Raw genomic sequence first — 20096 nt, forward strand, 5'->3', positions numbered from 1 at the left:
GGTTCGGGGTGCCCTCCGGTGATCGGCACCCAGCGGTCGCTCTTGAGCAGCGACCGCTGTCCGTCAGACCGTTCCGGGCGCTTCGGCGGCAGGCTGCGCGGAGGCGTCCGAAGACGCGTCAGACGGCGCAGCATCGCCGTTTGCGCCACCGAGCACGTCGGTGATGCGCAGGCCGAACTCCTCGTCGATCACGACGACCTCGCCATGCGCGATGGGGGTCCCGTTGACGAGCAGGTCGACCGGTTCTCCGGCCATTCGATTCAGCACGACGATCGACCCGGGCCGCAGCTCGAGCGTCTCGCCGACGGTCATGCGCGTGCGGCCGATCTCGACCGCCAACTCGACCGGCACGTCGCTCAGACGGCCGAGGTCGTTGTTGTGCCCGTTACGGCCGTTGACCGCCACGGGGCGGTCGAAGGCAGGCAGTTCCAGCTCGTGACTCATCGCGGTCTCCTACTGGACGGCGACGTCCGTGATCAGGACGTCCTCGGTTCTGACGTCGGTGTTTCTGTTGATCTGCGTGAGGATCTCTCTCTTGAGTCTTTCGCGACCCTCACTGCTGATCAATTCGTCGCCCTGCGTGTCGGTGACGACGCCGGTGATGATGTCGCGCACGGCCGCTTCCTGCGGCAGCGTGCCGAAGCCCTCTGGCGGAGTCGAGCCGCCGCCGTGCCCGCCGCCGGCCTCGGTCGACTGACCGTGGTCGAGCACGAGCGCGACGTTCATCTTCGCGTAGCGGCCGTCCTTCAGGTTCACGAGGAACTCCTTCGGCAGCACGTAGATCGTGCCGTCGATCTTGGCTCTCTTCTCGTGCGGCTTGGGCTTCGCGAACGTGTACGCGGCGCCCGCTCCGACGATGAGGGCCGCCAGCACGAGGATCACGACGTTCTTTCTCATGGGGTGAGGCCTTCCTCAGGTTCAGACGCTGCGGTCGAAGTTGGAGGGACGGGGTGCAGTCGTTGCAGCACGACCTCGACGCGGCGGTTGCGAGCGCGTCCGTCGTCGGTCGAGTTGGTGCCGATCGGATGCAGGTCGGCATAGCCGGAGGCGCCGAAGCGTCTGTTCGGCACGCCGCGACCTATCAAGTAGCGGACGACCTCTGTCGCGCGCGCGGTCGACAGCTCCCAGTTGGACGCGTACCGCGCGGTCGAGATCGGTACGTCGTCGGTGTGGCCCTCGACGAGGATCGGGTGAATTCTGTCGATCGCCAGCAGGTTGCCGACGTGGCCCAGCAGCGGCATGCCCGCACCCTTGAGGTCGGCCATGCCGGAGTCGAACAGCACTCTGTCGGTCAGCAATCGCACGATCAGGCCGCGTCGTGCGACGACGGCCTCGACCTGGTTGCCGAGTCCGTGCGCTCTCGCGTACTGCTCGATCTGCTGCTTGATTCTCTGGAACTCGTCGTCCTCGCGGCGCGCTTCGAGCGCGTCGCGCGCGTTCGCGTCTCTCGGCACGGCGATCTGCGGCGTCGCCGGGACGATGTTCGGGACGACCGACTGCGGCGTCTCTCTGGTCGCGCTGACCCCGGTCTCGACGATGCCCTCGCCGCCGCTGATGATCTTGCCCGAGAAGGCGTCGCGCAGCGACGTCTGCAGCTCTCTGAACTTCGACGTGTTGACGGACGAGATCGCGTACAACACGACGAACAGGGCCAGCAGCAGGGTGATCATGTCGGCGTACGTGAGCAGCCAGCGCTCGTCGTCCCCGCCGTGACCACCGGCGTGCTTGCGGTTGCGTCGGCGTCCGCCGCCGCGGGCTGACATCGCTACGCCGCCTCTCGCAGCGGCGTGACGTTCTCGTCGTCGGCCTCTCTGCGCTCGGCGGGCGGCACGTACGAGATCAGCTTGTCCGCGACGACGCGGGGGTTGTCGCCGGCCTGCACGGCGAGGATGCCGTCGAGCGTCAGCGTGCGCAGCTCGACCTCCTCCTCCGAGAGCGCCTTGAGGCGCACCGCGACGGGCAGGAAGACGAGGTTGGCGGTGCCGACGCCGAGCAGCGTCGCGATGAAGGCGGTCGAGATCGCGGGGCCCAGGGAGGACGGGTCGGCGAGGTTCTGGAGCACGTGGACGAGCCCCATCACGGTGCCGATGATGCCCATCGTCGGGGCGTATCCGCCGGCCTTCTCGAACGGCGCGGCGCCGGCTCTGTGGCGGGCCTCCATGCCGTCGATCTCGGCCTCGAGGATCTCGCGCACGAGGTCCGGGTCGGTGCCGTCCACGACGAGCTGCAGACCTTTCCTCGTGAACTCGTCGTCGATGTCGCCGAGCTGCGCGTCGAGCGCGAGGAGACCCTCGCGGCGCGCCTGCTCGGCGATCCCCACGAGCAGGTCCACGCGCTCGCGCAGATCCGGCTGTCTGGGGCTGAACGTGATCTGGTACAGCTTGGGGATCTTGCTCATCGGCCCCCAGCCGACGCTCGCCATCGTCGCACCGTAGGTGCCGACGAGCACGATCAGCAGGGCGGGGATGTTGATCAGGGTGGCCGGTGAGGTCCCCTCCATGATCCCGCCGATGGCGAGGCCCGCGAGGCCGACGCCGATTCCGAGTGCAGTAGCTGCCTTCATCGCTCTGGGTGATCGGCGGTGGGCGGAGAATCTTCAGTCGGCGCATTGCCGTCGACGGCGGTCAGCGGCGGGCGGTCGCCGATCCGCGAGGAGACGACGCGCGCCATCGCGGAACGGCCCGAGGGGGCCTCGTCGCGTCGGCGGCTGAGCGCGTCTCTCAGGATGTCGGTGCGCCACGTGCGCACTTCCTCGGCCACGCGCACGGGTGACTCGGCGACGACGAATCTCGTGCCGGTCGTGAGCGTGACGACGGTGTCGGGCGTCGCCTCGACGGTGAGGATCAAGTCTGGGTTGAGGTGAAACTCTTCGGCGTTGTGGCCGAGACGATGCAGGACGATCACGGTGCGGGCTCCTCCATGGATGTGGACCGGCATGGCAGGGCTCGTGCGGCGGTCCCTCGTCCGCCGCACGAGCACACTGCCGGCTGCTGCTATCAGCGCTTCAGGTTCACCAAGTCCTGCAGCATCTCGTCAGCTGTCGAGATGACGCGGGAATTGGCCTGGAAGCCGCGCTGCGCAGTGATCATGGTCGTGAACTGAGTGGCCAGGTCGACGTTGCTCATCTCGAGCATGCCGCCGATCGTCTGGCCGTTGCCGTTCACGCCCGCGGTGTCGACGACCGCCCCGCCCGAGGAGGCGGACTCGACCCACAGGGAGCCGCCCTCGCGCTGGAGGCCGGCCTCGTTGGCGAAACGGCCCATCGCGAGGTAGCCGGCGGTGACGCGCTGGCCTCTCGTCGGCGAGGCCGGATCGCGGTCCACGTAGGTGACGCCGCCGTCGCGGCCGACAGCGACGTCGGTCGAGCCGGGCGGGATCGTGATGTAGGAGTCGGTCGCGTTCGGCGCGTAGGTGAAGCCGCCTCTGCCGTCGGCCGTCGCGGTCGCGCCGCGGCCGATCACGTAGTGACCGTCGGACGTGATCAGGTTGCCGTCCGCGTTGGTCGTGAAGTTGCCGGCGCGCGTCCAGCGGAAGTCGGTCGTCGGGACCGCCGGCGGCGTGCTGCTCGCGACGCGGAACCAGCCGCCGCCCTGGATGAAGACGTCCAGCGGCGAGCCCGAGGTCATCGGCGCGCCCGACTGCATCAGGTTGTCGACGGAGCCGAGCTGGACGCCGAGGCCGATCTGCAGGGCGTTGGAGCCGCCCGTGCCCTGGCCGGCGCCGGCCGCGCCGCGCTGCAGCTGCGAGAGCGAGTCCTGGAACGTCGTGCGGGCGGACTTGTAGCCGACCGTGTTGACGTTCGAGAGGTCGTTCGCGGTCACGTCGAGCATCGTCTGGTTGACCTTCAGTCCGCTGATCGCGGAGAACATGCCACGCATCATGAGGGCATCAATTCCTTTCGCGGCTTCCTCGAAGAGGTCCGGCCGCAGTGGTTTCGCGCCGGTCGCGTCATGCGATGACGGCGCTGTCGATGTTGGTGAACACGTGCTCGCGCATGTGCTCGGGGTCGACCGCCGTGATGACGGTCCGGTTTCTGACTGACACGACGAAGGCGGTCCCGTCGACGAACACGACGGACTCGCGCGAGCCCTTGCCGGCCGCTCGCTGCACGCCGTCGGACAGCCGCGCGAGCGTCTGCTCGCCCAGCTCGATCCCACGCCGCTCCAGCCGCTGCAGCGCATGGCGCGAGAACTCCACGCCCTGCGGCTGCGAACTGGTGCGCAGGACGTCCTTGAAGGACGGACCCTGCACCGCCGGCTCGCCGCGGCGGCTGTCGGGCCCGCCCACCCGCGCAGGCTGCGCGACCGGGGCGACGCCGGGCGGGACCAGCGCGGCGTTGTGAACGTTGAGGCTCACACTCTCGCCGTCGGGTCGGTGTCGCCGTCGTCAGAGCCGTCGCCCGTCGGATCGGTCGGAGCGGTCGGATCGCCACCGTCCTCGGCCGGCGGCGGCACGTCCGGCGCCCCTTCAGGGCCCCACACGTTCGTCACCGAGACGGGCATGATCGGGTCTCTCACGCCGGTCAGCGTCAGCTTCGGACCGGCGTTCGTGAACGTCACGCTCTCGACTCTGCCGTTGAACGTTCTGAGCGTTCTGCCGTCGGCGTCGAGCCCGAGGTACGTGATCTCTCTGCCGATCAGCCCGATCGCGTTCTGGTCGTACTCGTTGGAGGCCGACGCGGACATCGTCTGCCCGAGGTTCGTGATCTGCTCGAGGATCGAGAACTGGGTCATCTGACCCATGTACTCGGCGCTGTCGGTCGGATTGAGCGGATCCTGATTCTGCATCTGGCCGACGAGCAGCTTCAGGAAGTCGTCCTTGCCGAGGATCGACGGATCCTTCGGCGTGCTCGTGTCCATCACGGAGGGAGCGCTGTTCGCGCTGCCGGTGGGGTTGACTGGCATCGTTGATCTCCTCCCAGCTCAGGCGAGCACGTCGACGAGCGCGCCGTTGGGAAGTTGGAGCGACCGGCCGGCCGCGGGGGCGTCGGTCGCAACGGTCAGGATCTCGTCGGCGGGGCCGGCCGTGTCGCGGCGGCCACGGCGGGCGTCCGCGTCGGCGGCGCCGTCGAAGCCGCGCTGCGCGGCAGTCTGGGCGGCCTGGTCGTCGGACGCGCCGATGTCGAGCTGCAGCAGCGTCAGGCCCTGCTGCTCGAGCTCGCGGCGCAGGTCGCCGGCCGACTGCTGCAGCACCTGCACGGCACCGGCGCTGTCGGCGATCACGCGCGCGACAAGGCCGTCGACGGTGTGCCGCAGATGGATCTCGATGCCGCCCAGCTCAGCCGGGCTGAGGCTGATGCGCGCGTGCGTGACACCGCGCTCGGCACCGGCGCGCATCGCGAGCCGGACCGTCTCGACCGCGTGGTCGAGCGTGACGCGGGTGGTCGTCGCCGTCGCGGCGGCCGCGTTCGCGGCGGTCGCGCTGTGCGCCGGTCCGAGCTGGCCCGACAGCGGCAGCGCGGCGGCGCCGTTCGGCGCGGGGGCGGCGGGCGCCGCCTGCGCAGGCGTGCTCGATGCGCTCGAGCCGGCGGTCGGCGTGGCCGTCGTCGGTGCGGCGGGGGCGGCCGCGGCAGCGCTGTTGGCAGCGCGGTCGGCGGCGGAGACGGTCGGCGCGACGGGCGCGGTCGCCGGCTTGCGCGGCTCGCTGCCGCTCGTGCCGGAGTCCGTGCCGTCGCTCGCGCCGCCACCGGTGCCGGGCGCGGTCGCGTCCGGCGTCGCCGCCTGCAGCGGGTCGCCGGCGGGATCGGTCGCCGTGGTCGTCGCGGGCGCGCCCGCCTGCGGCGGCGTGACCGTCGCGTCGTCGGCGGTCGTCGCCGCGACGGCGGTCGCGGCCAACGGGGCCGCCGGCGTGCCGGGCTGCTCGCCCGTGCCGGTCGTCGGCAGCGCGGGCGTGGCGACCGGCGCGGCCGCCGGCGTCGCGGCGATCGCGGCCGTCGCGCTCGTGCCGGTCGCCGTCGCAGCGGTCGCCGGCCCAGCGGCCGGCGGCGCGGTCGCCGCGGCTGCGGCGAGCGAGATCTCCGCCGGCACGGGCACCGCCGTCGCGACCGCCGCGGCCGTCGTCGTCGCGGGCGGCTGCTGCGCAGGCGCCTCAGCCGCGGCGGCGTTGACCGTCGGCGCGGTCGGCGTCGACGTCGCGCCGCTCAGGATCGAGTTGAGCGCGGCCGCCAGCGCGGTCGGATCCGCCGCGTCCGCAGCGGGCTTGACGGCGTCGCCGTCGACCGGCTGCGACGCGTCGTCGGCGGGAGCCGAGCCCCTGCCGTCCACGCGCTTGTCCTGCTGCTGCTTCTTCGAGAGGCCTTCCGCAGTGGCGGTCCGGGCCTGCTGGTCGAGCACCGACGCGAACGGGTCGCCGTCGGGCGGTGCGGATCGGCCGCCGGGTCTCGGCGGCCCCGCAGTCGCCGGCGGCGCTGGCGCCACCGGCAGCGGAGTGAGGATGCTCATGTGATCGTTCCCGATCCAGTCGTTGGGATTGCCGAGGTGAAGAGCGGTGCGGTCGCGCCGCCGGGCGCGGTGACCTGCGCCAGCGTCGGCGGGACGGTCGCGGCCGGCGCAAGCGCCGCGGCCGGTGCGACGCGGTACTCGTCCGCGTACACCTGCACCTTCTGCACGTACGCCTGCGTCTCGGCGTACGGCGGGACGCCGTTGTATCTCTGCACGGCGCCTGGACCGGCGTTGTAGGCCGCGAGCGCCTTCGTGACGTCGCCGCCGAAGGCGTCGAGCTGCTGGCGCAGATACTTCGCGCCGCCCTCGATCGACTGCGCGGGGTCGAGCCGGTCGGTCACGCCGAGGGTGCTGGCGGTGCCCGGCATCAGCTGCGTGAGGCCGGCGGCGCCGGCCGAGCTGCCGGCGCCCGGGTCGAAGTCGGACTCGGCGCGGATCAGGCCCTTCAGCAGCGCGGGATCGAGCCCGTGGCGCTGCGCGGCCTCGACGATCAGGCCGTCGAACGCGCTCGGCGTGCCGCCGAGCGTCGTCGGCACGGCACCGGCCGTGGTCGGCGCGGCGACGGGCAGGCTGCCGAACGGCGGCGGCGCGGCGGCGCTCGGCGCGGTCGTGCCGGCGGCACCGGCGAGCGCGGCCGGGAAGGTGGCCCCGCCGTTGGAGGTCGTGGGAGCGGCCGGCTGCGCGCCGTTGGCCTGCGCGACCAGCTGCTGCAGCTCGGCGATGCGAGCGATCGCGGCCTGCGCCCCGCTTCCGGGTGCGACCGGCGGCTCGACGGCGGCGACGCTCACGCGGCTCTCCGGCGGTGCAGCGTCATCGCGATCTCGTCCATCTCGGCGCCTTCGAAGCGCTTCAGCGCGAGCGCGTGGTCGGCGCGGCGTCTCTCCTTCAGGCGCTCCAGCGCCTGACGGTCGCGCGCGGCCTCGACGAGCGAGGCACGGCGGCGCGCAACCTCGGCGTCGCTCTGCATCAGCTCCTGCTGACCCTGCATGCGGTTGCGCTCGACGCGCTCGAGGTACTGCTGGCGCGCGATCATGTCGAGCGCGCTGGCGGGCCCGCCGGCGGCGAGGTCGCGCTGGCGCGCGCGCGCGAGGTCGAGCTCGGCGCCGGTCTCGCGCAGACGCTCTTCGCAGCCTTGCCGGTGCGTCAACGCACCGGCCAGCTCCTGCTTGGCGAGATCCTCGCCACGCTCGCGCAGAGCGCGCACGCGTTCGAGACGGAAGGTGAACTGGTTCACGACCCGGTAGTCGGCCCCCGCGGCCCAACCTTCACCCGTTGGACGGATGTTGGACACGGTGGGCGCGATCGCCCAGCACGGTCACGCGCAAGCGCGCGAGCGCGCGCTGCTAGAGGCTCAGCGGGCCCGGTATCGCCGGGTCGCCGCCGTCGGGCGCGCCCGCGACGGCGGGGATCGGGTCGGCCGCGAACTGCGGGTCGGAGCCGACGCCGGTGTGCTCGCCGATCTGCGCGGCGATGTCGAGCAGCTGCTGGTCGGCCTGCGCCGCCGAGGTCGCGTCGTCGACGCGCTGGCGCAGGAAGCGGTCGATCTGCGGGCGCAGCGCGACGGCCGCGTCGACGGTCGGATCGGTGCCGGTCTGGTAGGCGCCGATCGCGATCAGGTCCTCCTTCTCCTTGTACGCCGCCATCAGGTGGCGGACCGCCTGGCCGGCGGCGCGCACCTGCGGCGAGACGACCTCGCCGACGAGCCGCGAGACCGACTGCAGCACGTCGATCGCGGGATAGTGCGACGCGTGCGCGAGCTCGCGCGTGAGGACGATGTGACCGTCGAGGATCGAGCGGACCGCGTCGGCGATCGGCTCGTTCATGTCGTCGCCGTCGACGAGGACGGTGTAGAGGCCGGTGATCGAGCCGGCCTGCGCGGTGCCGGAGCGCTCCAGCAGGCGCGGCAACTGCGCGAAGACGCTCGGCGTGTAGCCGCGCGTGGCGGGCGGCTCGCCGATCGCCAGGCCGACCTCGCGCTGAGCCATCGCGAAACGCGTGACGGAGTCCATCATCAGCATCACGTCCTTGCCCTGATCGCGGAAGTGCTCGGCGATCGCGGTGGCGGTGAACGCGGCCTTGATGCGGACGAGAGCGGGCTGGTCGGAGGTCGCCACGACCACGACCGAGTGGGCGATCGCGTCGCCGAGGTCGCGCTCGATGAACTCCTTCACCTCGCGGCCGCGCTCGCCGACGAGCGCGATCACGTTGACGTCGGCGGTCGTCGAGCGGGCGATCATGCCCAGCAGCGAGGACTTGCCGACGCCGGAGCCGGCGAAGATGCCGAGGCGCTGGCCGCGACCGCACGGCACGAGCGCGTCGAGCGCGCGCACGCCGAGGTCGACGCGCGTGTCGATGCGGGGGCGCTCGAGCGGATCGGGCGGGGAGGCGTTGGCGGAGCGCGGCTTGCCGGCGGTCGCGCGCGGCATCCCGTCGATCGGTCTGCCGAGCCCGTCGATCACGCGACCGAGCAGGTCGTCACCGACGCGGATGCGAAACGGCGTGCCGGTCGCTCGCGTGGTCGTCGCGGGGCCGATCCCGTGCATCTCGCCGAGCGGCATCAGCAACGTCCGCTGACCGCGGAAGCCGACCACCTCGGCCGGCACCGGCGGGTGGCCGCGGTCGCCGTTGACCATGCAGATCTCGCCGACCTCCGCCTGCAGGCCGGTCGCCTCGACGACCAGGCCGATCAGGTCGCTGACGCGGCCGTGACGGCGCGACAGGTCGCTCGCGCGCAGGACGTTGCCGATGTACGCGAGCGTCTCGCCGACGTCCTCGCACACGACGGCCGCCTCGGGAGTCTGATCCTCAGGGCTCATCGCGGCTCCTACTCGCCGAGTTCCAGTTCGACCAGCTCGCGCGCGCGCACGAGCGCGGTGTTGACCTGCGAGTCGATCTGCCCCTCCTCGGTGCGCACGATCGCGCCGCCGGGCGCGATCCGCCGCTCGGCCTGGACCTCGCAGTGCTCGATCCCGCCGAGCGTCGTGATGAACGACTCGCTCGCGCTGCGGACCGTCTCGAGGTCGGCCGGATTGACGAGGATCGTCACGCGACGGCGCTCGGAGAGGCGGCGCAGCGCGCCGCGCACGACGTCGACGACCCGCTCCGACTCGACCGCGAGCGCGCCCGCGACGATCTTCTCCGACAGCTGCAGTGCAAGCTCGATCGCGTCGCGCTCGACCATCGCCGCAGTCTCCTCACGGACCCGCTCGACGCCCGCGATCGCCTGCTGCAGCGCATCGAGCGCGGCCTGCAGCGGCGGTTGGGCGGCGGCCTGCGCCGCCGCCTGCCCGTCTGCGTAGCCCTCCGCGCGCGCGGTCTCGCGGATCTGCTGCGCCTCGGCACGCGCCTCGGCGATCGGATCCTCGAGCTCGCGCAGCGTGATCGCTCTCGGCGGCTCCAGCTGGCGGAACGCGTACGGCGAGACGTCGGCTGCGCCGGCTGCGGCCGCGTCAGACAATGGTGTCGCTCCCGCCGCGTCCGATCACGAGCGCGCCGGCGTCCTCGAGCCGTCGCACGATCGCGACGATGCGACCCTGCGCCTCTTCGACGACGCGCTTGCGCTGCGGCGGCTGGAAGTCCATCTCCTCGCGCAGCAACGTCGCGCCGCGCTCGGACATGTTGCCGAGGATCCGCTCCTTGACCTCGTCGTCGACGCCGCGCAGCGCCAGCGCCAGATCTCTCTGGTCGGCCTCGCGCAGCACCAGCTGGATCGAGCGGTCGTCGAGCTTGGCGATGTCCTCGAACACGAACAGCAGCCGGCGGACCTCCTCGCCCAGCTCGGCGTCGCGCTCGGTCAGCGTGTCGAGCACGTTGCGCTCGGTCGGGCGGTCCGTGTAGTTGAGGATCTCCGCGAGCGACTTGACGCCGCCCTGCGAGGAGTACTCCTGCTGCACGACGGAGGCGAGCTTCTGCCGCATCACGCCCTCGATCTCCTTGACGACGTCCGGCGGCGTCTCGCTCATGCGGGCGATCCGCAGCGCGATGTCGGCCTGCTCGTCCTCCGGCAGATGCGCGAGCACCTGCGCGGCGAGCGTCGTGTGGAGGTTGGCGATCACGAGCGCGATCGTCTGCGGCGCCTCGGCGCGCAGGAACGTGACGATGTGCTCCGGCGGCGTGCGGCGCAGGAACTCGAACGGCCGCATCTCGATCACCGTCGAGAGGCGCCCGATGATCTCGGCCGCGCGCTCAGGGCCAAGTGCGCGCTCGAGCACGTCGCGGGCGTAGTCGACGCCGCCGGCGGCGAGCGAGTCGTACGCCTGGACGGTCGCGACCAGCTCGTCGAAGACCGACTCGACCGACTCGTGGTCGACCTGCGTCAGCTTCGCCATCTCCAGCGAGAGCGTCTCTATCTCTTCCTCGCGCAGATGTCTGAAGATCTCCGCGGCTCTCTCGGGGCCGAGCGCGACGAGCAGGACGGCGGCCTTGTGACGGCCTCTGAGCCGCACGGCGGTTCTCTGCGGCAGGCGCCGCGGCGCCGGCATCACGGCCGCGTTGGTCGCCTCTTCGGTCGCGGCCGGGAGTGGAATCGCCATGACGACCTAGTCCTCCTGCATCCACGCGCGGACGTGCTGCGCCACGCGTTCGGGGTTGCGGTCGATCAGCTCTTCGACCTGCAGTCGCGCCGGGTTCTCGGGCGATCTGAGCGGCAGCACTCTCGTCGGCGTGAGCTCCTCGGGGCGCTCCAGCTCGGCCAGCGAGCGCGGCGACTCGATCTCGTTCAGCCACGTCGGCTGCTGGCCCAGCGCCTCGTTCTCGCGCTTGCGCAGCTGACGCGCGACGAGCGCGAGGAAGATCAGGACGGCCATGCCGAGCAACGCATATCTGGCGTAGTCCCAGATCTTGTCGGTCGGGTTCGCGGCCTCCGGTCTCGGCGGCGAGGCGAAGTCGACCTGCCCGAGCGTGAGCGCGTCGCCGCGATCGGTGTCGATCCCGGCCGCCGACAGCACGGCGTCTCTGATCTGCGGCAGCATCGCGGCGGGGATCGAGGAGTCGATCAGCACCGCGACCTGCTGTCTGTTGATCGCGCCGGGCGCGATTCTCGTGCGCGTGACGGTCTTGTTGACCGCGAAGTTCTGGTCCTCGGTCTCACGTCTGTAGTCCGAGTCTCCGGTGCCCTGCTGGGCGTACGCCGGCGGGTTGTTGCCGCCCGTGCCGGCGATGCCGCCGGCTCTGGCGCCTCTGCCGACGAGCGACTCGACCTCGGTTCTTCTCGTCGTCGGGACGCCGTCTCTGCCGTACACGAGTCTGTCCTGCGTCGACTCGTTCGCGTCGAGGTCGGCCTTGACCTGGACCTCGGCCATGCCGGGCCCGAGCGTGCGGTTCAGCATCGAGGTCAGCTCGGCGGCGGTCGCCTGGTCGTAGCGCGCCTCGGCCGCCTGCTTGGCCAACAGGCTGGAGCCGCCCGCGCCGCCGCTGGTGGCGGTCGGCCACATCATCGTGCCGCTGCTGTCGGAGATCGTGACCTTGTCGGCCTTCAGGCCCGGGACGCTGTTGGTGACCAGCTGCGCGATCCCGCGCACCTGGCCCTCGTCGAGCCCGGCGGTGCCGGACGACAGCAGCACGGCGGCGGTCGCGGGACTGGTGTTCTCCGCGAACAGCTGCGCCTCTCTGTCGGGCAGCACGAGCTGGACCTGCGCGTCGGAGACGCCGTCGACCTGCTCGATCGTCTGCGCGATCTCGCCTTCGAGCGCGCGCTGGTAGTTGACCTGCTGCTGGAAGTTGGAGGTGCCGAGCTTCTGGTCGTCGAGGATCTTGTAGCCGTCCTGCGTGCTGGCCGGGACACCGGCGCCGGCGAGCGCGATCCGCGCCTGCGCCGTCTGGTCCTTCTGCACGGCGAGCGCGGTGCCGTTGTTCTGCAGCTCGTATCTGATGCCTCTCTCGTCGAGCGCGGCGGTCACCTCGCCCGTCTGCTTCGGTTCCATGCCGGTCAGCATGGTCGTGTAGCTGGGCGCCGTCGCGATCTTGAAGAGCACGAACAGCACCACCACGATCGCGAGCGCGCCCGCGGCCAGGACGATCTTGCCGCGGGTGGAGAGGTTGGCGAGCAGGGCGCGTGTGGGCATGGATCAGATCTGGGTGCGGAAGATCTCGGAGAGCGCCTCGGCGCCTCTCGTGCGGATCTGGCCGGCGAACTGCATCGCGAGCTGCGCCTTCTCGACCGCCACGACGGCGGAGACAGGGTCGGTCGCGGTGCCGTTCGCGAGCGCGGTGCCAGCGTCGGCCGCGCCGTTCTGCAGCTCGGAGAGCTTGCTGATCTGGTCGCTCAGCATGCTGCCGAAGCTGTCGCCGCCGGCAGGGGCGACGCCGTCGACCGCCGGGGTCTGCAGCTCCGCCTGCGGAAGGTCGGGAACGCCTTGGATCAGCCATTCGCCACCGGCGCCACCGGCGCCGACAGCCATCGAGGGGTCGACCGCCGCGATCATCGCAGCAGCTCGAGCGTCTTGGTGAACATCTGCTTGGCGGACTGCATCGAAGTCACATTCGCCTCGTAGGAGCGGGAGGAGCTGATCAGGTCGACCATCTCCGTGACAGGGTTGACGTTCGGCATCGCGACGTAGCCCTGCGCGTTCGCGTCCGGATGGCTGGGGTCGTAGACGAGCCGCTGCGAGCTGGTGTCCTCGACGATCCCCGCGACCTCGACCCCGTTGGGCGGGTCGGTCGGGCGGACGCCGCCGATCGCGCCCGTGAGGACGGATCCGAACGAGCTGCCGCTGGACGGTTGGAGGACGACCTCCTTGCGCTGGTACGGACCGCCGTCGGCCGTGCGCGTCGTCTGCGCGTTGGCGAGGTTCTCGGCGGTGACGTCCATCCGCAGGCGCTCGGCCGTGAGGCCGCTACCGGCGATGTCGATCGCGTCGAAGATGCCCATCAGCGGACACCCATCGCGGTCTGCATGATCTGGTTGCGCGCGCCCATCACCTGGACGAGCGCCTGGTACTCGAGCGTGTTCTTGGCGAGCGCCGCCGACTCCTGGTCGGCGTCCATGCCGGAGCCGTCCGCGCGCACCGTGCGGGACGGGTCGGTCTTGGCCTGGAAGTCGATCGCGGAGGGATCGCTGCCGGCCGCCTGCGCGCTCTGCAGCGCCGCGTGGAAGTCGAGGTCCTGACGTTGGTAACCCGGCGTGTTGATGTTCGCCAGGTTGTTCGTCAGCAGCTCCTGACGCATCGAGGCACCGCGCAGGGCGGTCTCGAGCGAGATCTGGGTGCTGTCGAAGAGGCTCATCGAGTCGAGGGTCCTTTCAAGCCGTCCATGAGATCGGGACCGGTGAGTGGTTCCCTCTCACGGTCATCACGCGAGAAGATCGGCTGCCCGCGGAGGTTCTTGAGCAATGCGTCCGTGCTCGCTGCTAACCGGCCGCGTCGAGCGCGCCCCGCAGCGGCGAGGAGTCGCCGTAGCCGCGCGCGGTGCGGCGGCCCTGCTCGACCTGCCCGAGCGAGCGGCGCACCTCGGCGGCGCGCGTCGCCAGCTCCGTGGTGGTGCGTTCCTGCAGCGCCATCGCGCGCGCCAGCGCGGGCGCGGCTGACGCCGGCGCCTGCGTCGGCAACGACGCGACGATGCGATCGCGCTCGGTCAGCAGGCCGTCGAGCTCGTCGAGCGTCGGCAGCTCCGGGCGCACGACGAGCGCGAGCTCCTCTTCGGCGAGCGCGACGAGGCGCTCGTACGGCTCGGTCACGCTCACAGCTGCGCCTGCTGCGGCGCGGAGGCGATCTGGTCCCAGGCTTCGCGCAGCCCGCCCAGCAGCTCGCTGACCTGGTCGAGCTTGTCGGCGTCCTGTCTGATGCGGCCTTCGGCCAGCAGCCGCTGGCAGAAGAGATAGATCGACTCGAGCTGCTGGGAGATCTCCCCCTGGCTCATGTCAAGCGTCGCGAGCAGGTGATCGATGATCGCCTCGGCGCGGCGCAGGCGGTCGTGCGAGGTCTGCACGTCGCCGGTGCGCATCGTCACTGCGGCCTGGTAGAGAAAGCGTCTTGCGCCGTCGTACAGCATGACGACGAGACGCTCCGGTGGCGCGGTCAGAACCGCGCTCTCACGATAGGCCTGCGGCGATGCCGCGAGATGAGTGCTCATTGGCCTTCCGGGGAATCGAGGGATACAACCGTCATTCGGGTGATCGGACGCGGCGGCGAGAGATTGAGTCCCGCCGCCGCGTGCGGACCGTGTCAGCGCTAGTTGTTGTTGAGCCCGGCCAGCTGGCCGGTCAGCCACTGGCTCTGCGTCTGGCTCTTGGACATCGCGACCTCGAGCGCCGCGAACTGCGCCTCCAGCGCTCTCTGCTTGACCGACAGCCGCTGGTCCATCTGCGACATCTGCGATCTGAGCGCGGTGATCTCGCTGTCGCCGCCGGTGATGCGGCTGGCAAGGATGCCGTCGGTGCCGGCGGTCGTGTTCACGATCGACTCGAAGCTGCGCGCCCAGCCGCCGACGTTGTCGACGCCGGAGAGCAGGTTGCGGACCGCGTTGGGATCGTCGGTCAGCGCCTTCGTGAATCTGTCGACGTCGAGCGTCAGCTTGCCTGCGAGCGTGTCCTTCGACGTCGTCGCGGTCACCGCGCCGGTCGAGATGCCGAGCGCCGAGAGGCTGTCGAAGCCGGCCGGCGCGCCACTGACCGGCGAGTAGATCGCCTGGCGCATCGTCGACAGGAGGCTGTTCAGCTGCGTGTCGGCGAACAGGGTGCCGGCCTGCAGCTGGGCGGACGTGCGCGGATCCGCGACGCCGTTCTTGATGTCCTCCTGCGTGCGCGGGTCCGGCACCGACTTCTCGTCGAGCTTCGAGCGGATCGCGTCGACCGTCGCGTTGTACGTGTCAACGAACGCCTGCACCTTTCTCTGGATCGCGTCCGTGTCCGCGCCCGGGGCGCCGACCGAGATCGTGATCGGCCCGCTCGTCGTCGTGACGCCTCTGAGCGTCAGCGTGACCCCGGCGACCGCGTCTCTGAGCACGTTCGTCGACGATCTGCTGGCGACGCCGTCGACCGTGTAGAGCGCGTCTCTGCCGTCGCGCGCTCTCGTGACGTCCTCCGTCAACGCAGGATCGGCCGTCACGTTGATGAAGCTGCCGCCCGTCGCGCCGGTCGCGCGCGTCGACAGCACGATTCTGTCGTCGGCCGTCGCGGCGGCGTAGACCGTCGCGTCTCTGTCCGTGTTGATCGCCGTCGCCAGCTCCTGCGCCGACATGCCGGCTCTGACCGCGGTCGCGTGACCGTCGATCGTGATCGAGCCGTCGGCCGCGGGCGCCGTGTAGGCGTAGCTGCGCTGCGCGGCGTTGGCGAGCTGGGTGACCTCGAGCTGATATCCGCCGACGCCCGCGCCGGAGGTGCTCGACGCGGACACCTTCGTCGGGTCGCTCGACTCGATTCTCTGCGTCTGCGAGAAGAGCGTGACGGAGCGCAGGTCAGCGGCCGCGGTCTGCAGCGTTCTGAGCTGCGTCTGGATGCCCTTCAGCAGCGTCTGCTTGGTCTGGAGCAGCGTCTGCTTGGTGTCGAGCAGGTTGCGCGGACCGCGCTCGAGCGCCATCAGCTGCGCGATGATCGAGGTCGTGTCGAGGCCCGAAGCGAGGCCCCCGATGCTCATGGTCGACATCAGTCGAGTTCTCCTCCGGTGACAACGTCGAGCAGTCTGCTCGGCGGGATTGAGCGCAGCAGGTTGCCGTCGAGATCACGGACCTCGATCGTCATGCGGCCGGTGTCGGCGTTCTTGGCGAAGTGCAGTTCACGGCCCTGCGCGCGCAGGGCCTGATAGGCCCGCGACGCGGCTTGCATCGCGTCGATGACCTCCGGCGGGGGACTCGCCGGGATCTTCCCGCTGGGCCAGACGTCGCGCTCCGGCGCTGCCGGGCGGGCGCGGCGCTGCACCGACGCGGGGTCGATTGCGGCGCTGTAGCTGCTCGGTGCGACTGGCGCGACGTTCAAGCTCATGGGAGTCCTCCACGCGTCCACCCGCCGGTGGGCGCCGTTTGGGGTCACCCACCGTCGTCGGCCCTCAGAAGTCGAACTTGAGATCGGCTCGACAGGCATATGAGCGCCGTTCTGGAGCGTCAGGCGGCGGCTGGCTCCAAGCGCTCCAGCAGCCGTGACGCGCGGGCGTCGAGCGGATCGAGCGCATGCGCCTCGCGTGCGAAGTCGAGCGCCTCCTCGACCATCCCCTGCTCGCCCGCGCACTGCGCCAGCCCGACGAGCGCGCGCACGTCGCCGGGGTCGACCGCGCAGACGGCGATCCACTCCTCGGCGGCGGAGGCGAGGAAGCCGCGCCGCAGGTACATGCCGGCGCGCAGCTCGCGCTGCTCGCGCGGGCTGATCGGGCAGCGGTCCAGCAGCGGCACGAGCGTGCCGAAGGCGTCGACCGCCTCGACGCGCAACAGCGCCTCCAGCGTGACGGCCAGCAGCGGCACGGCGGCGAGCGGCAGCACGGAGTGCTCGGCCTCGCCGCGCGCGGCGGCCAGCCACGCAGCGAACAGCGCGCGGTCGCTCGCCGGCAGCAGCGGCCGCGCCACCGCGGCGTCGTCGACGAGCACGCGCTCGTCGCGCGCGAGCACGGCGGCAGCACCGTCGAGGTCGCCGCCGGCAAGCCGCGCGAACAGCTCGCTGCGGCGTGCGGCGACGGCATGCGGATCGTCGCTGCCGAGCTCGGCGGCGACGCCGGCTGCGTCCTCCCAGCGCGACTGCGACAGCAGCGACTCGGCCAGCGCGACGCGCGCGTTGCTGCTGGCGGGCGCCTGCTCCAGCAGGCTGCGGTACTGCCGCTCCGCGGCGACGGTCTCGCCGCGCTCGTAGAGCGCGGTCCCGAGCATGAAGCGGACGGTCGGCGTCAGCTTCGCGACGCGCGCCTCGATCCGCTCGACGACCTCGCCGGGATCGGTGCCGTCCGCCAGCAGCGCGGCAGCGAACGGGTGCACGAGGCCGAAGAAGCCGGGATGGTCGGCGAGGCAGCCGTCGAGCAGCTCGACCGCGCCGCCGGCGTCGCCGCGCGCCATCCGCAGCTGCGCCAGCTCGATCGTCGGCAGGTACGTGCCCATCCCGACGGTCGCCGTGTAGCGACCCGGCGCGTCGCCCAGCTCGAGGCAGCGCTCGAAGTAGGCGATCGCGTCCTCGATGCGGTCGAGCGCCTGCGCGGCGGCGGCCTGCTCATAGACGAGGTCGGTGAAGCCGGGGAAGCGCACGAGCGACGTCTCGGCCAGCTCGATCGCCTTCTCGTGGCGTCCGCACAGCCGCAGCGCGCGCACGTGGCGGCTCGTGAACGCCGGCAGGTAGCCGGCGTCCGGCGTGTCCTGCTCGGCCGCGAGCAGCGCCGCGGCCTGCTCGAACTCGGCGAGGGCGGCCTCGGCGTCGCCGAGCGCGCCGTACTCCGAGCCGAGGTTGAAGTGCATGAAGGCGGACGTGTCGCCGTCCTCCCGCTGGCGCTTGAGCAGCTCGATGTTGCGGCGCGACTTCTCCTTCGCGTCGCGCACGGCGCCGAGGTAGCCGAAGTGCTCGATCCGCACCGGGACCGTGCTGAAGCGCTCCGGCGCGCGCACCGGCAGCGCGTCGAGGATCTGCTCGTGCAGGCGACCGGCGTAGCGGTACTGCGGCCGCGCACGGAACAGTCTCAGCGCGCTGTGGGTCGTCGCGGTGCCGTCGTCGAGGTCACCGGTGTAGTTGATCTCGGAGATGTAGAAGGCTTCGCGCCAGGTCTGGCCGAGCAGGCTGCGCAGCTGCACGACGTCGTCGGGCACGAGCATCTCGTCGGCGTCGAGCACGAACACCCAGTCGCTCGTGGCGGCGTCGAGCGAGGCGTTGCGGGCCTCGGAGAACGAGCCGGTCCACGGCCGCTCGATCACGCGCGCACCGAACGACTCGGCGATCTCGATCGTGCGGTCGCTGGAGCCGGTGTCGACGATCACGATCTCGTCGACGGCGGGGGCGGCGGCCGCCAGGCAGCGTGGCAGCATCTCCTCCTCGTCCTTGACGATCATGCAGAGCGTGACGGTCTTGCCCACGGCCGGCTGCGCGCGTTTGGCGACACGCAGCGCGCGGGGGACCAGCTCGCCGCGCACGACGGCCGGCATCTGGCCGGTCTGCTCGCGCCGGGGGCGCACGTCGGCGAGGTTGGTCGCGACGTTGGGCAGCTCGGGGTCCAGCCGCGCCGCCGCCTCCAGCAGCGCCTGGCCGGCGCGGAACGCGGCCAGCTCCGCCAGCAGCACGCCGGCCTGGTTGAGCAGCACCGGCTCGCGCGGCTCCTGCTCCAGCACGACGAGTGTCTCGTGCGCGGCGGCGATGCGGATCGCGACGGCGTCCTTCGCCGACGCCGTCGCGGCCGCGGCGAAGGCCGCCTTCACCAGCTCGCAGCGTGCGGCGTAGCGGGCGTTGACGTCTTCGAGCTCGGCCGTCTGAGCGAACAGCGCGCGGTAGCCGGCGACGTCGCCGCGTTGCAGCAACGCCGGCGCCGTGGGCGCCGAGGATGAGCCGATGATGCGCAGTGCCATGCGAGCTGCCTCCGAGGGATGACGACGAGGGAACGGACGCCCTCGTGATCGGCAGCGGCGCCCCAGACCTGAACGCGGCGGTGCGCCGGCTGACGCGAAGTCCCAGCAAACCCACGGTTTTTGCGCGTGCCGGTAGATGGCTCGGCGAAACGCGCTTATGACACCTCACACGTTCATCTGGACGGATGTTGGGGGTTTAGTACCCCAATCGGGCTATCCAGCTCGTGAGGTGGTCTTCCGATACCAGCGGCGCACCCCCAAACCGCAGGCAGTCCCTCGAACCCCCAGGAAGGCATCGGAGCATGAAGCTCGATACGAGGCGCCACACACGCATCTCCGCAGAGGATGCATTGACGTTGTGGCGGCAGTACAAGGAGAGCGGCGACCGCGCCGTTCGCGACCGTCTTGTCCTGACGTTCGCACCGATGGTGAAGTACATCGTCTACAAGAAGGTCCGCGAGATCCCCGCGCGTTGCGAGGTCGAGGACTTCATCTCCTGCGGGCTCGAGGCCCTGATCCACTCGATCGAGCGCTACGACCCGGAGAAGGGCGCGACGCTGGAGCAGTTCGCCTGGACGCGGATCCACGGCGCCGTGCTCGACGAGCTGCGCCGCCAGGACTGGGCGCCGCGTTCGCTGCGCCGCTGGGAGCGCGACATCAACCAGGCCAGGGAACACTTCATCGGCGTTCACGGTCGGCGGCCCTCACGCGAGGAGCTGGCCGGTGCGCTCGGGTCGACCGTCAGCGAGCTGCGCGCTCGCGAAGACGAGATCGTCGCCTCGGACGTGACCTCGCTCAACACGCTCGTGCTGAGCGACGACGAGACCGCGATCGAGCGCATAGACACGCTCGTCAGCGAGGATCGCTTCGCCGACCCCGAGCACCACACGGCCCGCGACCAGGCGAAGATGCGCTTCCGCGCCGCCTTCGAGCGGCTGCCGCGCCGCGAGCGCGAGGTCGCCGTGCTGCTCTACGTCAAGAACCTCACGCTGCGCGAGATCGGCGGGATCCTCGGCGTCTCCGAGAGCCGCGTCTGCCAGATCCACGGACAGCTGAAGCGGATGCTGAAGGAAGAGCTGTCTGCGGACAGCGTTCTCTTCAGCGAGGTCGCGTAGGCCCGGCAGGGACCGTCGTACCGCGGCTCGCCACCTCACGGTCGAGCCGCCCCACCCAGTCGAGTGTCTCGGCGACCGCGTGCCA

General features: G+C 71.1%; 24 protein-coding genes. 1 reads left to right on the plus strand and 23 read right to left on the minus strand.

What is annotated here, in order from left to right; all coding sequences use genetic code 11:
* Window positions 1-63 precede the first annotated feature (63 nt).
* The 23 genes from fliN to Q7L65_RS13460 all read right to left on the minus strand — a co-directional run bounded on the left by fliN (window position 64) and on the right by Q7L65_RS13460 (window position 18896).
* A complete protein-coding gene (gene fliN / locus Q7L65_RS13350; RefSeq protein ID WP_304721844.1) occupies window positions 64-444 on the minus strand; it encodes a flagellar motor switch protein FliN in 381 nt (126 codons plus the stop codon).
* Between the two features lie 9 nt (window positions 445-453).
* Window positions 454-897, minus strand: a complete 444-nt coding sequence (fliL, locus tag Q7L65_RS13355) for a flagellar basal body-associated protein FliL (RefSeq protein ID WP_304721846.1) — start codon at window positions 895-897, stop codon at window positions 454-456.
* Window positions 894-1763 carry a flagellar motor protein MotB gene (locus tag Q7L65_RS13360; protein ID WP_304721848.1) on the minus strand — a complete coding sequence of 290 codons (870 nt, stop codon included), beginning with the start codon at window positions 1761-1763 and terminating at the stop codon, window positions 894-896. The genes fliL and Q7L65_RS13360 overlap by 4 nt, the downstream gene beginning before the upstream one ends.
* A 2-nt stretch (window positions 1764-1765) precedes the next feature.
* Window positions 1766-2563 (minus strand): flagellar motor protein, encoded by a 798-nt coding sequence (locus Q7L65_RS13365; RefSeq protein ID WP_304721850.1) that lies wholly within the window; start codon window positions 2561-2563, stop codon window positions 1766-1768.
* Window positions 2560-2904, minus strand: coding sequence for a flagellar FlbD family protein (locus Q7L65_RS13370; RefSeq protein ID WP_304721852.1), 345 nt, complete (start codon window positions 2902-2904; stop codon window positions 2560-2562). The genes Q7L65_RS13365 and Q7L65_RS13370 overlap by 4 nt, the downstream gene beginning before the upstream one ends.
* A gap of 92 nt (window positions 2905-2996) precedes the next feature.
* Window positions 2997-3869, minus strand: a complete 873-nt coding sequence (locus Q7L65_RS13375) for a flagellar hook-basal body protein (protein ID WP_304721854.1) — start codon at window positions 3867-3869, stop codon at window positions 2997-2999.
* A 79-nt stretch (window positions 3870-3948) separates the two neighbouring features.
* On the minus strand, window positions 3949-4356 hold the full coding sequence (locus Q7L65_RS13380) for a TIGR02530 family flagellar biosynthesis protein (RefSeq protein ID WP_304721856.1): 408 nt from the start codon (window positions 4354-4356) through the stop codon (window positions 3949-3951).
* Window positions 4353-4904: a flagellar hook assembly protein FlgD gene (locus Q7L65_RS13385; protein ID WP_304721858.1), complete on the minus strand. Its 552-nt coding sequence runs from the start codon at window positions 4902-4904 to the stop codon at window positions 4353-4355. Before Q7L65_RS13385 ends, Q7L65_RS13380 begins: the two co-directional genes overlap by 4 nt.
* 18 nt (window positions 4905-4922) lie before the next feature.
* A complete protein-coding gene (locus tag Q7L65_RS13390) occupies window positions 4923-6440 on the minus strand; it encodes a flagellar hook-length control protein FliK (protein ID WP_304721860.1) in 1518 nt (505 codons plus the stop codon).
* Window positions 6437-7228, minus strand: coding sequence for a lytic transglycosylase domain-containing protein (locus Q7L65_RS13395; protein ID WP_304721862.1), 792 nt, complete (start codon window positions 7226-7228; stop codon window positions 6437-6439). Before Q7L65_RS13395 ends, Q7L65_RS13390 begins: the two co-directional genes overlap by 4 nt.
* Entirely contained in the window at window positions 7225-7674 is a 450-nt protein-coding gene (fliJ, locus tag Q7L65_RS13400; protein ID WP_304721863.1) for a flagellar export protein FliJ, read from the minus strand. The genes Q7L65_RS13395 and fliJ overlap by 4 nt, the downstream gene beginning before the upstream one ends.
* 109 nt (window positions 7675-7783) lie before the next feature.
* Window positions 7784-9256 (minus strand): FliI/YscN family ATPase, encoded by a 1473-nt coding sequence (locus Q7L65_RS13405; RefSeq protein WP_304721865.1) that lies wholly within the window; start codon window positions 9254-9256, stop codon window positions 7784-7786.
* Window positions 9257-9264: 8 nt separating this feature from the next.
* The gene (locus Q7L65_RS13410) at window positions 9265-9897 is read right to left on the minus strand and encodes a FliH/SctL family protein (protein WP_304721867.1); all 633 of its coding nucleotides are present in this window, start codon (window positions 9895-9897) and stop codon (window positions 9265-9267) included.
* The gene (gene fliG / locus Q7L65_RS13415; protein WP_304721869.1) at window positions 9890-10972 is read right to left on the minus strand and encodes a flagellar motor switch protein FliG; all 1083 of its coding nucleotides are present in this window, start codon (window positions 10970-10972) and stop codon (window positions 9890-9892) included. Before fliG ends, Q7L65_RS13410 begins: the two co-directional genes overlap by 8 nt.
* A 6-nt stretch (window positions 10973-10978) precedes the next feature.
* Window positions 10979-12502, minus strand: a complete 1524-nt coding sequence (fliF, locus tag Q7L65_RS13420; protein WP_304721871.1) for a flagellar basal-body MS-ring/collar protein FliF — start codon at window positions 12500-12502, stop codon at window positions 10979-10981.
* A gap of 3 nt (window positions 12503-12505) precedes the next feature.
* Window positions 12506-12862 carry a flagellar hook-basal body complex protein FliE gene (locus Q7L65_RS13425; protein ID WP_304721873.1) on the minus strand — a complete coding sequence of 119 codons (357 nt, stop codon included), beginning with the start codon at window positions 12860-12862 and terminating at the stop codon, window positions 12506-12508.
* Complete coding sequence (gene flgC / locus Q7L65_RS13430) at window positions 12859-13308, minus strand: flagellar basal body rod protein FlgC (protein WP_304721875.1); 450 nt, start codon at window positions 13306-13308, stop codon at window positions 12859-12861. Before flgC ends, Q7L65_RS13425 begins: the two co-directional genes overlap by 4 nt.
* A complete protein-coding gene (flgB, locus tag Q7L65_RS13435) occupies window positions 13308-13661 on the minus strand; it encodes a flagellar basal body rod protein FlgB (RefSeq protein ID WP_304721876.1) in 354 nt (117 codons plus the stop codon). The genes flgC and flgB overlap by 1 nt, the downstream gene beginning before the upstream one ends.
* A gap of 124 nt (window positions 13662-13785) precedes the next feature.
* The gene (locus Q7L65_RS13440) at window positions 13786-14118 is read right to left on the minus strand and encodes a hypothetical protein (protein ID WP_304721877.1); all 333 of its coding nucleotides are present in this window, start codon (window positions 14116-14118) and stop codon (window positions 13786-13788) included.
* The gene (gene fliS / locus Q7L65_RS13445) at window positions 14115-14507 is read right to left on the minus strand and encodes a flagellar export chaperone FliS (protein WP_304721878.1); all 393 of its coding nucleotides are present in this window, start codon (window positions 14505-14507) and stop codon (window positions 14115-14117) included. The genes Q7L65_RS13440 and fliS overlap by 4 nt, the downstream gene beginning before the upstream one ends.
* A 98-nt stretch (window positions 14508-14605) precedes the next feature.
* Entirely contained in the window at window positions 14606-16018 is a 1413-nt protein-coding gene (gene fliD, locus Q7L65_RS13450; protein WP_304721879.1) for a flagellar filament capping protein FliD, read from the minus strand.
* A complete protein-coding gene (locus Q7L65_RS13455; protein WP_304721881.1) occupies window positions 16018-16401 on the minus strand; it encodes a hypothetical protein in 384 nt (127 codons plus the stop codon). The genes fliD and Q7L65_RS13455 overlap by 1 nt, the downstream gene beginning before the upstream one ends.
* Before the next feature lie 71 nt (window positions 16402-16472).
* The gene (locus Q7L65_RS13460; RefSeq protein ID WP_304721882.1) at window positions 16473-18896 is read right to left on the minus strand and encodes a TPR domain-containing glycosyltransferase; all 2424 of its coding nucleotides are present in this window, start codon (window positions 18894-18896) and stop codon (window positions 16473-16475) included.
* Between the two features lie 350 nt (window positions 18897-19246).
* On the opposite strand from Q7L65_RS13460, the gene Q7L65_RS13465 reads away from it, so the two are divergent.
* Window positions 19247-20011: a sigma-70 family RNA polymerase sigma factor gene (locus Q7L65_RS13465; RefSeq protein ID WP_304721883.1), complete on the plus strand. Its 765-nt coding sequence runs from the start codon at window positions 19247-19249 to the stop codon at window positions 20009-20011.
* The last annotated feature ends 85 nt before the right edge of the window (window positions 20012-20096 follow it).

The organism is Conexibacter sp. CPCC 206217 (assembly GCF_030646165.1).
Taxonomy (GTDB): domain Bacteria; phylum Actinomycetota; class Thermoleophilia; order Solirubrobacterales; family Solirubrobacteraceae; genus Conexibacter.